At 50.8% G+C, this 15880-nt stretch carries 15 protein-coding genes; 3 read left to right on the top strand and 12 right to left on the bottom strand.

Annotation, left to right across the window (positions count from 1 at the left end):
• Positions 1–6 precede the first annotated feature (6 nt).
• Positions 7–249, bottom strand: coding sequence for an exodeoxyribonuclease VII small subunit (gene xseB, locus J1784_RS24455; RefSeq protein WP_013576657.1), 243 nt, complete (start codon positions 247–249; stop codon positions 7–9).
• Between the two features lie 276 nt (positions 250–525).
• On the opposite strand from xseB, the gene thiI reads away from it, so the two are divergent.
• The gene (gene thiI / locus J1784_RS24450) at positions 526–1974 is read left to right on the top strand and encodes a tRNA uracil 4-sulfurtransferase ThiI (protein ID WP_217151334.1); all 1449 of its coding nucleotides are present in this window, start codon (positions 526–528) and stop codon (positions 1972–1974) included.
• Positions 1975–2057: 83 nt separating this feature from the next.
• Here thiI and yajL read toward each other — a convergent pair whose 3' ends face one another.
• On the bottom strand, positions 2058–2666 hold the full coding sequence (gene yajL, locus J1784_RS24445) for a protein deglycase YajL (protein WP_217151333.1): 609 nt from the start codon (positions 2664–2666) through the stop codon (positions 2058–2060).
• Positions 2629–3540, bottom strand: a complete 912-nt coding sequence (panE, locus tag J1784_RS24440) for a 2-dehydropantoate 2-reductase (protein ID WP_217151332.1) — start codon at positions 3538–3540, stop codon at positions 2629–2631. Before panE ends, yajL begins: the two co-directional genes overlap by 38 nt.
• Before the next feature lie 240 nt (positions 3541–3780).
• On the opposite strand from panE, the gene J1784_RS24435 reads away from it, so the two are divergent.
• The gene (locus tag J1784_RS24435; protein ID WP_015698330.1) at positions 3781–4272 is read left to right on the top strand and encodes a YajQ family cyclic di-GMP-binding protein; all 492 of its coding nucleotides are present in this window, start codon (positions 3781–3783) and stop codon (positions 4270–4272) included.
• Positions 4273–4400: 128 nt separating this feature from the next.
• Here J1784_RS24435 and J1784_RS24430 read toward each other — a convergent pair whose 3' ends face one another.
• From J1784_RS24430 to J1784_RS24390, 9 genes are all read right to left on the bottom strand, one after another.
• Complete coding sequence (locus J1784_RS24430) at positions 4401–5738, bottom strand: Gfo/Idh/MocA family protein (RefSeq protein WP_217151331.1); 1338 nt, start codon at positions 5736–5738, stop codon at positions 4401–4403.
• A 168-nt stretch (positions 5739–5906) separates the two neighbouring features.
• Positions 5907–7271 carry an MFS transporter gene (locus J1784_RS24425; protein ID WP_217151330.1) on the bottom strand — a complete coding sequence of 455 codons (1365 nt, stop codon included), beginning with the start codon at positions 7269–7271 and terminating at the stop codon, positions 5907–5909.
• A 172-nt stretch (positions 7272–7443) separates the two neighbouring features.
• A complete protein-coding gene (cyoE, locus tag J1784_RS24420; RefSeq protein ID WP_112287502.1) occupies positions 7444–8328 on the bottom strand; it encodes a heme o synthase in 885 nt (294 codons plus the stop codon).
• A gap of 18 nt (positions 8329–8346) precedes the next feature.
• Entirely contained in the window at positions 8347–8679 is a 333-nt protein-coding gene (locus J1784_RS24415) for a cytochrome o ubiquinol oxidase subunit IV (protein WP_013576648.1), read from the bottom strand.
• Complete coding sequence (locus J1784_RS24410) at positions 8679–9293, bottom strand: cytochrome o ubiquinol oxidase subunit III (RefSeq protein ID WP_101075483.1); 615 nt, start codon at positions 9291–9293, stop codon at positions 8679–8681. The genes J1784_RS24415 and J1784_RS24410 overlap by 1 nt, the downstream gene beginning before the upstream one ends.
• The gene (gene cyoB / locus J1784_RS24405; protein ID WP_217151329.1) at positions 9283–11274 is read right to left on the bottom strand and encodes a cytochrome o ubiquinol oxidase subunit I; all 1992 of its coding nucleotides are present in this window, start codon (positions 11272–11274) and stop codon (positions 9283–9285) included. Before cyoB ends, J1784_RS24410 begins: the two co-directional genes overlap by 11 nt.
• Before the next feature lie 3 nt (positions 11275–11277).
• The gene (gene cyoA / locus J1784_RS24400; protein ID WP_217151328.1) at positions 11278–12237 is read right to left on the bottom strand and encodes a cytochrome o ubiquinol oxidase subunit II; all 960 of its coding nucleotides are present in this window, start codon (positions 12235–12237) and stop codon (positions 11278–11280) included.
• 434 nt (positions 12238–12671) lie between these two features.
• Positions 12672–14150, bottom strand: a complete 1479-nt coding sequence (gene ampG / locus J1784_RS24395; RefSeq protein ID WP_217151327.1) for a muropeptide MFS transporter AmpG — start codon at positions 14148–14150, stop codon at positions 12672–12674.
• Positions 14151–14296: 146 nt separating this feature from the next.
• Positions 14297–14875, bottom strand: a complete 579-nt coding sequence (locus J1784_RS24390) for a lipoprotein (RefSeq protein ID WP_113876144.1) — start codon at positions 14873–14875, stop codon at positions 14297–14299.
• Between the two features lie 341 nt (positions 14876–15216).
• Between J1784_RS24390 and bolA the strand changes: the two genes are divergently transcribed.
• Entirely contained in the window at positions 15217–15531 is a 315-nt protein-coding gene (bolA, locus tag J1784_RS24385; protein ID WP_013576642.1) for a transcriptional regulator BolA, read from the top strand.
• The last annotated feature ends 349 nt before the right edge of the window (positions 15532–15880 follow it).

Raw genomic sequence — 15880 nt, 5'->3', positions numbered from 1 at the left:
GACCTGTTACTCGGCTTCTGGGGTGAACGGGGTCAGCGGAGCATCATTATCGCTGTCGAGCAGGATCTGAACACGTTGTTCTGCCTGTTGCAGCTTTTGCTGCCCCTGACGCGCCAGCTGGACGCCTTGCTCAAATTCGTTGAGTGCATCTTCCAGAGGCAACTCGCCTGATTCGAGGCGGGAAACGATCTGTTCCAGTTCGGCCAGAGCCGTTTCAAAATTGGCAGGTGGTGCAGATTTTTTTGGCATAATTCTCTTTTAATATCGTTGATCAGAATGGATGATCGAAGTACTGAGGCGGCAGAGTCAGCGCTCGGCCTCAAGAGACATTCCTGTTCAGCATGACATCAGCTGCAGGGTTTTGTGCACAGAGTACCCATTTTAAGTGATATACTCTGCGCCGCAGATATTATTGCTAAGCCCAATGTGACACATATCGAACATCTGGCTTAGCAATAATAGGATCCTAGATCCTTATTCAGCGACTTACTACCCCGATTTTTCACCCGCTAACAAAAGACTGCCATGAAGTTTATCATTAAATTGTTCCCTGAAATCACCATCAAGAGCCAATCTGTGCGTTTGCGCTTCATTAAGATCCTCTCAAGCAGTATCCGCAACGTTGTGCGGCCGCATGATGAGACGCTGGCGGTAGTCCGTCACTGGGATCATATCGAAGTTCGCAGCAAAGACGAAAGCAAACACGACCTGATCCAGGAATTGCTCTGCCGCATTCCGGGTATCCGTTATGTTGAAGAAGTCGAAGACCGTCCTTACACCGACATTCACAGCATTTTCGAGCAAACGCTTGAAGCTTATCGTTCTGAAGTGGAAGGGAAAACCTTCTGCGTGCGTGTTAAACGTCGTGGCACACATGACTTCACGTCTACTGAAGTAGAACGTTACGTCGGCGGCGGTCTGAACCAGCACATCGACTCAGCGAAGGTCAGCCTGAAGGATCCACAGGTTACGGTGAAACTGGAAATCAACGAAGATAAGCTGGTGCTGGTGAAAAGCCGTCTCGAAGGTCAGGGCGGTTATCCGATTGGCACGCAGGAAGATGTGCTGTCGCTGATTTCCGGCGGTTTCGATTCCGGCGTATCCAGTTATATGCTGATGCGTCGCGGTTGTCGTGTGCATTACTGCTTCTTTAATCTTGGTGGTGCAGCGCATGAAATTGGCGTGAAACAGGTGGCGCATTATCTGTGGAACCGTTTTGGCAGCTCTCACCGTGTGCGTTTCATCGCGGTAGATTTCGAGCCAGTTGTCGGTGAAATACTCGAAAAAATCGAAGACGGTCAGATGGGCGTGGTACTGAAACGCATGATGGTACGTGCGGCTTCTTCCATTGCTGAGCGCTACGGCGTGCAGGCACTGGTCACCGGTGAAGCGCTGGGGCAGGTTTCCAGCCAGACGCTGACCAACCTGCGTCTGATCGACAATGTTTCCGACACGCTGATCCTGCGTCCGCTGATTTCTCACGATAAAGAGCACATCATCAAGATTGCCCGTGAAATCGGTACCGAAGATTTTGCGAAAACCATGCCGGAATATTGCGGTGTGATTTCGAAAAGCCCGACCGTGAAAGCAGTGAAAGCTAAAATCGAAGCCGAAGAAGCGATGTTCGATTTCGACATTCTGGACAAAGTGGTCAGCGAAGCGCGTAACGTCGATATTCGCGAAATCGCCACGCAGGCCGCAGAAGTGGTGCCGGAAGTAGAAACCGTGGCTGAGTTTACTTCAACAGATATCGTGCTGGATGTGCGTGCGCCGGATGAAGTCGAAGCGCAGCCGCTGGCATTGGAAAACGTTGAAGTGAAGCCGTTAGCTTTCTATAAGCTGGCGACTCAGTTCAGCTCACTGGACCAGAGCAAAACCTATCTGCTGTATTGCGACCGTGGCGTAATGAGCCGCTTGCAGGCTCTGTATCTGAAAGAACAGGGCTTTGATAACGTCAAGGTTTATCGCCCATAGTTTTTAGCGTTAACCAAAATAAAGGGGTTCAGCAATGCTGAGCCCCTTTTTATTTACTCGAATTATTTTGAGTATCTTATGGCTCAGGATTCGCGTGCGCCTTCATCGGTGTAGTTATAAATTCCCGGTGCGAGTACCAGCTGCGCGGCAATCTCTGCGGCTTTGGTTTTTCCCAGCAACAGATCGATAATCTTCAGGGCGAATTCCATTGACGTACCCGGCCCCTGGCTTGTGAGCAGATTCACGCGTGGATCGAAAATCACCCGACGATCGGACCATTTGTTCGGATCGATTTTATCTTTTAAGCCCGGGAAACCGGTCATATTGCCGATCGGGAATAAATCGTGGTATTCCAGCACCAGCGCGGGTGCGGCGCAGATGGCAGCAACAATTTTGCCACTGACGTGCATCTGACGGACTTTTTCTACCAGCAGCGGGCTTTCGCTAAAGCAGGTTGCACCACCCAGACCACCAGGCAACACGATCACGTCATGATCATCATCTGCCACATCTACCAGCGCAACGTCTGCCAGAATGCGCACGCCGCGCGAGCAGCGAATTTCCAGGTTTCCGTCGCCCGCCACGCTGGCGGTGGTGACCTTAATGCCCGCCCGCACCAGCAAATCAATCGCGGTGACGGCTTCTATTTCTTCGCTACCAGGTGCCAGGCAGACCAGAACTGACGCGCTCATAATCGTTTTCCTTTCTCTTAATCTGTTCAAATAAGCGGGTGTTAACCGGCAGGGTCAGACCAAATTTACGCCCGCGGCGCAGCAGATAGCCGGTAATGTAATCAATTTCGGTATGACGCTGGTTGCGGATATCCTGCAACATCGACGAATGGTTGGCTGAGGTAGATTCAATCACCTGATAGATGAAGCTGAGCAACGATTCTCTGTGAATTTCGACGCCTTCAATCGCCATCACCTGCGCGACTTCCTGACTGATTTGCTCAATCTGATCGGCATACGCCAGTAGATCGCCATTGGTACAATCATATAGCGCCGTCAGCGGATTAATCACGCAGTTCACCGCCAGTTTATTCCACAGCGAAGGCTTGATGTTGTCATGCCAGGCGACATCCGGTAAGGCATTATGCAGGGTATCCGCCAGCGAGCTCAGCGCCGCTCCGCGTGGCGTCACCGGCCCGATGTGTGTCGCTCCCGTCGCCACATGGACAATCGAATTGCCTTCATGGCGTGCCGCATGGGTCGTCGCGCCCTGCAAAATCGCCAGCCGGTTAGCCGGTAATTCATCGACCGTGCCCATGCCGTTATGCAGCAGCAAAATCGCGCAATTATCATTAAGCATCGGCATCAGTGTGCTCACTGCGCCGGAAACCTGCCATGCTTTCAGGGTGACCAGCAGTAATTCGCTCTGCGCCAGATGTTGTGGATCGTTGGTCGGCATGTTGCGGTTAAAAGCGATGCCTTCCGGCGAGATGACGTTGACGGCGCAGAAAGGCTGGGGAATACGGATCCATCCCTGAACGTCATGGCCTTGCTGATAAAGGGTTGAAAGCCAAAGTTGTCCCAGCGCACCGCAACCCAATACTGTTATTTTCATTGTGCCTCCCGGGATGTGGGGCGAATTACGCCCGCTAAACCAGCTGTAGAAAGAATATTCTGCTGTCCGGTTATCTTATTAGTATAGACATTTGTGCTGTACATCACATTTCGACCTGCACTTTTTGACCATCGGACCATTTTATGTTCAGTGCTTTGCTGCTGTTTGGCATCGACGGTTGAAGGCGGTATTATGCACGCCATATTACGTGCAATACAAAAACTACAGGGAGAAGCGATTATGCCGTCTTTTGACATTGTTTCCGAAATCGACATGCAGGAAGTGCGCAATGCCGTGGAAAATGCCAGCCGTGAACTGCAAACCCGCTGGGATTTCCGCAACATTCCGGCCAGCTTCGATCTCAACGAGAAAAACGAGAGTATCAAAGTGGCCAGCGAATCTGATTTTCAGGTCAATCAGCTGGTCGATATTCTGCGTGAGAAGTTAGCCAAACGTGGCATTGAAGGCGGAGCGCTGGAAATTCCTGAGCAGATGGAGCACAGCGGCAAAACCTACAGCGTGGACGCCAAACTGCATTCTGGCATTGAATCCGCTCTGGCGAAGAAAATCGTCAAACTGATCAAAGACAGTAAAATCAAAGTGCAGGCGCAGGTGCAGGGCGACGAAGTGCGCGTCACCGGCAAAGCGCGTGATGATTTGCAGGCCGTTATGGCACTGGTTAAGAAAGGTGATCTGGGACAGCCCTTCCAGTTCAAAAACTTCAGAGATTAATAGCCGTCGTTCTTTGAACTGCAAATGCGTTGGCTGCATTCAGTAACCCGAATCACATACTCCAGTAAGCTCATCGGGTTCCTTCATTTGCCGCCTTCCTGCCGCTCATATTACTTGGCTCTTTGCCATTAAGATTGGGACGCATTGCGTCCCTTTTTTATGACCGGTGACTTGCGCTGGCGCAGTCTTTTCACCAGTTCAAAGTCTTTAAAGTAAACCGGTTTGTCGTACTGCATCGAGAGATTTCCGGCAATCCCGGTGAGGATCGACATCGCTCCTGCTCGGTGATCGGCGGCACGTTTTAACGGATCATCTTTACGCTCGCCGAATAAGTCTTCCAGCATGGCATTATCGCCACCGCCGTGACCGCCTTCTCCCAGCAGGAATTCTGCTTTCCAGGGTTCTGCAAATAACGGGTAAACCATGATTTCTGCTTTCTCAATACTGCCTTCGTTTTCACGTTTGCCACCGGCATTCACGTAAGACATCTCAACGATTTTCATTTCAATGCGGCCTTTGGTGCCATTGAACACCACGTTCAGCCCTTCCCACGGCAGATACGCATTCAGCGAATAAGTCAGCTGCACTTTGTTCTGGTATTTCACCAGCACCGATAACGTATCTTCAATGTTGATGCCATCACTGAATACGCTCTGGTCCCGGAAATAGTTATCCTCATGCTCGGCATCCAGATACAGCGCTTTGAGCTGGGCATTGTCTTCCATGTGTAGCGCAAAAGGATCGTTCTGTGCCTGTGGATAGCCATGTGCGCGCGGATAAAAGTGAGTGACGCCGCGTTTCTCAGCATTCTCTTTACCGTAAAAACGCAGATCGCCCTGAGCATAAACTTTCTCCGGTGTGCTGTTCAGCCAGAAGTTCATCAGGTCGAAATGATGGGTGGATTTGTGTACCAGCAGGCCGCCGGAATTGCGCTTTTCACGATGCCAGCGACGGAAATAATCTGCGCCATGTTCGGTGTTGAGCAGCCACTCAAAATGGACCGAAAGTACTTCGCCAATGGTCTCTTGCATCAGCAACTCACGCATTTTGCTGTGATGCGGCGCGTAGCGATAGTTAAAGGCCACGCGTACCTGATAACCGGTGGCATCTACGGCATCCAGAATACGCAGCGCACGCTGTTCATCAATGGTCATCGGCTTTTCAGTGATGACGTCGCAACCGGCGTGCAGGGCGCGGACGATGTAATCGTCATGCGTGCGATCCATGCTGGTGACGATCACGATGTCTGGTTTAGTTTCGTCGAGCATCGCATTGAAATCATCAGCTTTCCAGGTCGAAACCCGGTGTATGCCGCTCTGCTCAAGCTGGCGGTTTGCGTAATCCATTCGCGTCTGGTTTGTATCACAGAAGGCCACAAATTTAGCGTTGTGGCGGTATTTGCCGGTGATCGCTTCAATGTATAAACCCGAGCGACCGCCGGTGCCAACGAGAGCATATGTTTTCATGAGATCCTCAAAAGGCCCGAAAGCCGTCATCACTGACAAAAATTTTTGTTAAGGAATTCCTGAGGATAATGATTACTGAGGTTTTTTAAGTGAGGGGTGTCACGCGGTAGGGATAAAAATGAAACGCTGTGCCAGTTTTCAGGCACAGCATTTTTTATTTGCAGGTCGTCAGGCGACGCTGACCAGTTGTTCGAGTGCTTTACGGTTGGTTTGTTTGGTATCGACTTTCACGTAGGCACTGAATTCTTCCGGTACTACCACGGCTTCTGCCACGCCAGGCTGCGCGAGGATGCGGGCCTGAAGTGCGGAATCTTTTACGGCCAGCTCCGACAGCGTAATGCGCAGGCTGCTGACGTAAGGCGGTTCGGTCATAGTAGAACTGACCAGCAACCAGACAACGGCAATACCCGCACAGACCAGGAATACCGCACCGGCACCGGCATGTCCGTAAACATATCCGCCTAAGCTGCCGCCAATCGCCACGCCGATGAACTGGCTGGTGGAGTAAAGTCCCATCGCGGTGCCTTTATAGCCCGCCGGTGATTCTTTGCTGATAAGCGAAGGCAGAATCGCTTCCATGACGTTGAACGCGAGGAAGAACAGCTGGATACCTGCAATGACCGCCCATAAATGCAGACCGGCTGACCACAGCACGATTTCCGCCAGCAGCAGTACCGCGACGCAGCCCATGAACACTTGTTTCATGTGGCGCTTTTTCTCGGCATAGATAATCACCGGAATGACGGCAACAAATGAGGTCAGCATGGTCACCAGATACACGCGCCAGTGTTCACTCGGCGGGAATCCTGCGTGCTCCATGACCTGCGGTAACACCACAAAGCTCGACATCAGCAAAACGTGCAGGCACATAATGCCGAAATTCAGTTTCAGCAGTTTGGCGTTGCTCAGCACTTTACCGAAACTGCCTTTCACCATGCTCGATTCACGGTTAAGAATGTGCGTGGCAGGGGAGGGCACTACGGCAACGGTGATGATGATGCCGAGAATGGTCAGTCCCGCAATGGCCCAGAACAGGGCGTGTAACCCCCAGGCGTGGGTGATAATCGGGCCGAGAACCATTGCAATCGCAAAGGTAATGCCGAAGCTGATGCCGATAAACGCCATCGCTTTGGTACGGTTTTGTTCCCGGGTCAGGTCAGACAGCAGGGCCATGACGGCAGCGGCAATCGCGCCTGAGCCTTGAAGGGCACGACCAATGATCACGCCCCAGATAGATTCGGTTGAAGCAGCCACAATGCTGCCGATGCAGAAGATGACCAGACCAAAGACGATCAGGGGTTTGCGGCCAACGCGGTCAGAAAGCAGTCCAAATGGGATCTGGAAAACGGCCTGTGCCAGTCCGTAAATACCGATGGCGATGCCGATCAGAGTTTCACTGGCGCCGGAGAGTTTCATACCATAGGTGGTCAGCACCGGCAGAACCATGAACATGCCAAGCATGCGCAAAGAAAATACTGTCCCTAGTCCCCATGTAGCCCGACTTTCCTGCGGGGTCATCTGGTTATCGTTCACATTACTACCTCAATATAACAATCCGACATTTTAATGATTAAGCCGGTCTGGGTAAAACGATGGATCTTTAACAGATATTACGGGAGTCGCCTGACTGAAAGAGCAAAAGAAAAGGCCAGTATCGCTACTGGCCTTTCGCTATGATTTCAGAGCGTTACACTGAAATTGAATGTTACCAAACGTAGGTCAGCAACGATGTCGGTGCAGAATTAAAATCCACCGACATCATGAAGCTCAGCGACATGATAGTGATGATGGAGAAACCAAACAGTTTTCTCGCCCACACCACGTCGTTTTCCGTTTTGTAACCTTTCAGTGCCATGCCCAGCCACCAGATACTGACAGCGGCGGCCACAACCAGGTATTTATAACCTGCGTAACCACTCAGGGTCAGCATCAGCGTCGCAATCATAAACGCCAGAATGTAGACGATAATATGATGCTTGGCGACGGAGATGCCTTTCACCACTGGCAGAACCGGGATGCCTGCTGCCTGATAATCTTTAAAGCGGAAGATGGCAATCGCGTACGAATGCGGCATCTGCCACAGGCTGAAGATCAGAAGCAGGATCAGGGCACCGGTATCGAACTGGCCTGAAACGGCGCAGTAACCGATAACCGGTGGCGCTGCGCCAGACAAGCTGCCGATCAACGTGCCGTATACCGAGTTGCGTTTCATGTACAGGCTGTAAACGCCGACATAAACCACAAAGCCCATCACTGCCAGCCACATTGCCAGCGGATTTGCTCCGATATACAACAACGCAAAGCCCGCAATACCCAGAATGGTCGCGTAAACCAGGCTTGTTTTCGGCGGAATAAGCCCTTTCACCAGGACCCGGTTCTTCGTTCTTTCCATGATCCGGTCGATGTCGCGGTCGATAAAGTTGTTAAATACACAACCCGATGCGACAACCAGCGAAACACCCACCAAAGTGGCGAGAAAGAGTGGGAAGTCGATGCTGCCTTTGGCAGCAAGGAGGAATCCCCCGATGACAGAAATTAAGTTGCCGAAAATAATTCCTGGTTTCGTTACTTGCAGGTATTGCTTAATCATCACGTGCAGCTCGGCTCTTTAACTGACCATCATATTGAGGTTGAGGTTATACATAATCCACAATGAGCCCACAACGACGATAAAGATAATCACAGCGGTGAACAGAAGTGCCACCAGGTTCCAGCGCTCTTCCGACGACGTATTCATGTGCAGGAAGAACACCAGATGGACAACGATCTGGATGATTGCGGAAGCAACCACGGTACCCAGGATCAGTGAATGTGAAGCCGTGTCGGTCATGACCATGGCAAACGGGATCACCGTCAGGATAACCGACAAGATGAAGCCAATAGCGTATGACTTCAGGCTGCCGTGGCTTGCGCCACCATGGGAAGTAGCAGAATGACTCATTACATCGCTCCCATCAGATAAACAACGGTAAACACGCAGATCCACACCACGTCCAGGAAGTGCCAGAACAGGCTCAGACACATCAGACGGGTTTTGTTGACTTCAGTCAGACCGCGACGTGAAACCTGAACCATCATAGTCAGGATCCAAATCAGACCACAGGTCACGTGCAGACCGTGGGTGGCGACCAGCGCAAAGAAGCCAGACAGGAAACCACTGCGCTGCGGGCCATAGCCTTCAGCAATCAGGTGATGGAATTCATAGAGTTCCATCCCGATGAAGCCTAAACCGAACAGGAATGTCAGGAACAACCAGCCGTTAACGCCTGCTTTGTTACCCTTGTTCATGGCCAGCATTGCAAAGCCGTAAGTGATACTACTGAACAGCAGGCAGAAGGTTTCTACCAGCACGAACGGCAGTTCAAAAATGTCTTTACCAGAGGGACCGCCAGCGGTCCCGTTTACCAGTACTGCATATGTTGCGAACAGGCTCGCAAACAAGATGCAGTCACTCATCAGGTAGATCCAGAAGCCGAAGACTTTGGTTGCACCTGCGTCGTGGTGCCCATGTTCAGCATGGGCCTCATCGTGGTGAGTCAGAGTATCAGTTGCCATGTTTCACACCTGCTTTACGGATTTGTTCATAATGTTGGTTCTCAATACGTTCCACTTCTTCAACTGGCACGTAGTAATCAACATCTTCGTCGAAGCTTTTCGCAATCCAGGTAGCAGCCAGGGCAATGAAGCTCACTGCTGCCAGCCACCAGATATCCCAGATTAATGCGAAACCACAAACCAGACTCAGCATAGCGATGATGAAACCGGCGCCGCTGTTACGTGGCATATGAATCGGTTCATATTTAGCAGGCTGTTTGTAAGCAGTGCCTTTCTCTTTCATGTCCCAGAACTCATCACGGTCGTGAATTTGCGGCACGATAGCGAAGTTATAGAACGGAGGAGGAGAAGAGGTTGACCACTCCAGAGTACGAGCACCCCACGGGTCACCGGTCAGATCACGGTTCTGGTCGCGGTCGCGAACAGAGACGAAGATCATGATCAGCTGGCAGAGGATACCAATAGCAATCAGCGCAGCACCGCATGCCGCAACAACCAGCAGCGGGTGGAACTCAGGATCGATGTTCTGGCTGACACGACGGGTCATACCCATGAAGCCCAGTGCATACAGTGGCATGAACGCAACGAAGAAGCCGATGATCCAGAACCAGAATGAACGCACACCCCATTTTTCGTTCAGCGTGAAGCCGAAGGATTTAGGGAACCAGTAAGTCAGACCAGCGAAGCAACCGAAGACCACACCACCGATAATCACGTTATGGAAGTGGGCTATCAGGAACAGACTGTTGTGCAGCACGAAGTCAGCACCCGGAACCGCCAGCAGAACACCGGTCATACCACCCACAGAGAAGGTGACGATGAAGCCAACGGTCCACAGCATCGCAGCATTCAGCGTGATACGGCCCTGATACATGGTGAACAGCCAGTTGAAGATTTTTACCCCTGTCGGGATAGAAATGATCATCGTCATGATGCCGAAGAAGGCATTGACGTTAGCGCCTGAACCCATGGTGAAGAAGTGGTGCAGCCAAACGACGAACGACAACACGGTGATGGCGATGGTTGCCCATACCAGCGAGGTGTAACCGAACAGACGTTTTTTGGAGAAGGTTGCGGTAACTTCCGAGAACACACCAAATACTGGCAGAACCAAAATGTACACTTCCGGATGGCCCCAGGCCCAAATCAGGTTGATGTACATCATCATGTTGCCGCCCATATCATTCGTGAAGAAATGGGTGCCCAGATAACGGTCTAAAGTCAGCAGTGCAATGGTCACGGTCAGAATCGGGAAGGACACGATAATCAACACGTTGGTGCACAGTGCGGCCCAGGTAAATACCGGCATTTTCATCAGCGGCATACCAGGAGCGCGCATCTTCAGGATGGTCGCAAAGAAGTTAACACCGGTAAGCAAGGTACCAATACCGGATATCTGGAGACTCCAGATCCAATAATCTACCCCGACCCCCGGACTGTATTCCTTACCTGACAGAGGCGGATAGGCCAACCAACCGGTTTGTGCGAACTCGCCAACACCCAGAGAGATGTTGATAAGCACGACAGCAGCAGCGGTAAACCAGAAGCTCACGTTGTTCAGGAACGGGAACGCAACGTCGCGCGCACCGATTTGCAAAGGAACAACCACGTTCATCAGACCGATTACGAAAGGCATCGCCATGAAGAAGATCATGATGACGCCGTGCGCGGTAAAGATTTGGTCGTAGTGATGAGGTGGCAGGAAGCCCGGTTCACCTGCAGAAGCAAGAACCTGCTGGCTACGCATCATGATGGCATCGGCAAAGCCACGCAGAAGCATGACGAAAGCCAGAATGATGTACATGATACCTAATTTTTTGTGGTCGACAGACGTCAGCCACTCGGACCACAGATACTTCCACTTACCGAAATAGGTGATGCCGGCAACTACTGCCAGGCCACCAATGATAATCGCGGCAACTGTGACCATGATAATCGGTTCATGGTACGGAACCGAATCAAGCGTTAATTTTCCGAACATCGTTTATTCCTCGGCTCCGGCTGCGTGAGACTGTTCACCCATATCCATGCCTTTCATGTCACTGCCGGCTGGCATTGGCATGGTGTGACCTTCTGGCGCTGCCTTCATGTCATGCATGGAGTATTTGCCAATGATTTCTTTGAACAAACCAGGTTTTGCAACAGAGAAGTATTCGACCGGGTTGTCGATGCTCTGTGCAGCCAGTTTGTTGAAGTCATCAGTGGTTGCCAGCTGGTTCGGTGCGCTTTTCACTTTCGCTACCCAGGTGTCGAAATCGGCACGGGTTGGAGTCGCAATCGTGTTGAACTTCATGCCAGAGAAGCCGCGGCCGCTGAAGCTTGCTGAGATGCCCTTATAGGTACCGGCTTCATTTGCAATCAAGTGCAACTGAGTCTGCATACCGGCCATCGCATAAATCTGCCCGCCTAACTGAGGAATAAAGAACGAGTTCATCACAGAGTCTGAAGTGACTTTGAACTGAACCGGCACATCTTTAGGAATGACGAGTTCGTTAACGGTGGCGATGCCCTGTTCCGGATAAATGAACAACCATTTCCAGTCCAGAGAAACGACTTCAACCGTCATCGGTTTTTCGTCAGACACGATAGGCTTGAACGGATCAAGCGAGTGGGTGGTTTTCCAGGTAATCGTTGCCAGGATGGCAATGATAATAATTGGAACTGTCCAGACGACGGCTTCAATTTTGTTGGAGTGGGACCAATCAGGACTGTATTTTGCTTTTGTGTTGGAAGCACGATACTTCCACGCAAAGGCAAACGCCATGATAATAACTGGTATAACAACGATCAGCATTAAACCGATAGCGGTTAAAATCAGCGTTCTCTGCTCGAGTCCAATTGCTCCCTTGGGATCCATCAATGCCGTATTGCAACCGCTCAACAATAACGCGGAAGCAAATAAGGACAACATCCCAATACTTTTATTGTATTTCTTAAGTCTCATCTAACGACCTCAATAACTAGGGCTCTATTGTCGCTTCAGGTGTGCGGGCATTTTACGGGAAGGTTGCAGGACTGTAAACACGCTTAAACAAGTGTCAAGCCGCTGTTGACACTTTATGTTAACGCAGTCACACATGTCACGGATCGTGACAATTTACAGTGGGCAACAATATGTTGCGTATGGATTTTTTTCTATAGTGATGAAAAACAAGGGGTGACAGATTTTCTGATTATTATTGTCGGCCGATATCTGATCGATAGGTTTAATTAATGTTAAATTAATGTTTAAAACGAGTGAAATAAAATCAACAAAAAACGAGCGAGAAAAATTATCCAGCGAAATATTCTTTTTTCTGAATTTAAATTATTGAGTGATGTTTATTGATCAGTTGTTAAATGAAATGCGCCACTCATTTTCATATGAATGGCGTTAAATCATGAACGTGCGGTACGGCGCAAAGATAAAAAGTCGAGCAGGCTGCCTAAAATAACACCAGTCAGGCAAATAAATGCACCCGTTTCCAGCAATATCGTTGCCAGCCCTTGCCACGAAGCCCAGCCGGTACTGTCCGCAATCAGTGTGACAAGCCAGAGGATCAGCAGCACGCTCCCCGTCAGCAGGCAACGCAGCGCCCAGCGGTAGGATTTCGCAAAGTGAATGCGTGGCAGGAAACTGTCAGTATTTTGCGTGTATTCCAGTGTCTGTCTGCAAACAGCCAGCAGCAACAGACCGGGAACGGCCGCCACAATTGAGAAAAGATAAAACCACGGCCAGCCGTAGGCTTCAACAAACCATCCGGCAATCGGGCCGACATACACACGCCCCACGGCTGAAAGCGCTGAGAGCAGGGCAAACTGGGTGGCCGAAAATGAGCGGTTGCACAATGTCATCAGCAGCGCGACAAAGGCTGCGGTTCCCATGCCCCCGCACAGATTTTCAAAGAAAATCGCCGTGCCCATGGTGATTAAATCTTTATCTGTAACGGCAAGGATCCAGTAACCCGCATTTGATACTGCCTGCAAAATCCCGAACAGCATCAGCGCGCGGAACAGGCTCAGGCGCTGCATCAGCATCCCGCCAAACAGTGCGCCGAAAATTGTGGCGGTCAGACCAAGTGTTTTATTCACCAGCCCGACTTCACCGGCGTCAAACCCGACACCACGTATCAAAAATGTGGTGCTCAGGCTTCCCGCGAAGGCATCGCCCATTTTGTACATCACGATGAGCAGCAAAATCAGCCAGGCGTTGTTACGGCCAAAAAAGTCTTTCAGCGGCGCGACGACCGCCATTTCAAGAGTGCGCGGTGCCGGTTGCGAGTTCTCAGGCTCCGGCGACAGCAGGGTGGCAACAACGCCTGCCAGCATCAGACCCGCCATCAGCCAGTACATGTGCTGCCAGCCGAGATAGCGATCTGCCAACCATAATGCCAGCCCGCCGGAGACCAGCATCGCCAGCCGGTAGCCAAGTACGGAAACCGCGGCGCCGTTCCCGCGCTCTTCCGGGGGTAACAAATCGGTTTTATAGGCGTCGAACACGATGTCCTGAGACGCCGAAGCGAAGGCAATCAATACCGCCAGTGACGCCAGCCAGAATAAATCTTTCGAGGGATCCATAAATCCCATCGCGAAAATCGCCGCCACCAGAAGAAGTTGGGTCAGTATCAGCCAGCCACGTCTGCGCCCGAGGAAAGAAGGCGTGTAGCGATCCATCATCGGTGACCAGAGGAATTTGAAAACGTAAGCCTGGCCGACCAGCGAGAAAATCCCGATCGTTTTCAGATCAACGTTTTCCACCGTCATCCACGCCTGCAACGTGCCGGAGGTCAGCGCTAGCGGTAAACCGGAAGCAAAGCCCAGAAGCAGTAAAATGACGGTATTACGCTGCGTGAAAATCTTGAAGTACTGACCTTTCATTAAAATTCTGTTCCTGCGAACCGGTGAGAGAGTGACGCATACGCATAATAAAGGAAGGGATGCTTATCGGGAAAGGCAATCACTTGCCTCAGAAAGCATTCTGCCCGGACTCGCCGGGCAGAAGTGTTCACTCTAACAGCAGAAACTTATCGCGCGTTGGCTTTGATGAAGTCACTGATGCTGGTGTCTGACGCCATGTCGCTGATGACATCGCCCAGTGTGGTGTTAACCGCATTGGTGATTTTCGCATTGGTTGCAGACAGTGCGCCCTGAACATTGTACGTCGAGCGGTAGTTTTTCACCTGCTTGCTGCCATTTTTAGCCGTTGCGATGATAGAGATATCGGCTTTGGTGGTGATGTTGTAACGCAGGTTACCTTCCTGAACATCGGCATACAGATTGTTCACGACGATTTGCAGATCTACCGCGCCGTCAGCACCGACCATGTAACCACGGGCAGTCATTTGTTTCTCCAGCGATTCCTGTAACAGGAAACGCAGGTCACGGGAAGGCGTCAGGGAAATCAGCTGACCGTCACGGTTAACTTTCGCCAGTGCCTGATCCTGACGCTGGTCAGCACCGTTGATGCTGATGGTGATGCCCTGAAGGGTAGGATCCTGTGAAGGCAGAACAATTTTCGGAGAAACGTCCAGCGTGTTAGTGCTGGTGGCGCAACCGGCCAGCATCAGCATCGCTAGAACAGGGAAAATAATTTTCTTTAGCATGTGTATTTTCTCAATATTAATAAGGGAATAGTGCTCAAAATTTTGCCGACATCATAACATTGCCATTTTCCGGGGGAAGTCCCAAAAATCCGGAAAACGTGTTTTTTGCGCTTTTTTTAAGCAAAGTCGCAGTAAAGCCGCGGATGGGTGTTATCACCCGTGGCGAAGTACCACATTCTTTGACAGAATCAGCTTTGACAGGCTGAGCGGCGTTTTTATCAATTGCAGCAGAAATTTATTGTTCTTGCATGCATAGAGTCCTGAAAGCAGCCTATCATTATAGAGAGACCGATGTACCAGACAGACGCAGTTCTCAGCTGATGCGGTGTAAGGAGATTGCTATGATTCGTGAGCAAATAGAAGCAAAATTAGTTGAAGCATTCGAACCTGCGTTTCTGGAAGTGACTGACGAAAGTTATCGTCATAATGTCCCGGCAGGCTCCGAGAGCCATTTTAAAGTCGTGATGGTGTCCGATAAGTTTATCGGCGAGCGTTTCCTGGCGCGTCATCGTGCAATCTATGGAAGATTAACGGAAGAGCTGGCCGGCAGTGTTCATGCACTGGCACTCCATACCTACACCTTGAAAGAATGGGAAGGTTTGCAGGATACAGTTCCTGCTTCTCCACCTTGTCGCGGTGCGGGCACAATGGCGTGATCGTCACGATTTGATTCACAAAAGGCATAAATATCGGTGTTTGAGACGGTAAGACTGGAACTTTCCTTATCAGATGCGGTATTAGTAGATACGAATTTCAAGAAACGGCCCGCGGGCCGTTTTTGTTTTTCTTCTGACGGACAGACGGCAAGGCGAACTGCCTTTGCAAAGACCGCTTTTTTCGAAGGATCGATTCCCGTGTGAGTTTCCTCCCGCGTAACAGATACCGTCCTCGACTCAATGCGTCTGCGTCGCTATAATGTCGCGTCTAATTTTTCCGGAATGGTTTCGGACGCTCTCGAATACAGGGCTACGTTCTGATACAGAACTGTCCCGGTTCTTAGAAGTC

It is taken from the genome of Rahnella ecdela (genome assembly GCF_019049625.1).
Classification (GTDB): domain Bacteria; phylum Pseudomonadota; class Gammaproteobacteria; order Enterobacterales; family Enterobacteriaceae; genus Rahnella; species Rahnella ecdela.
This window is presented reverse-complemented; position numbering and strand designations above follow the sequence as displayed.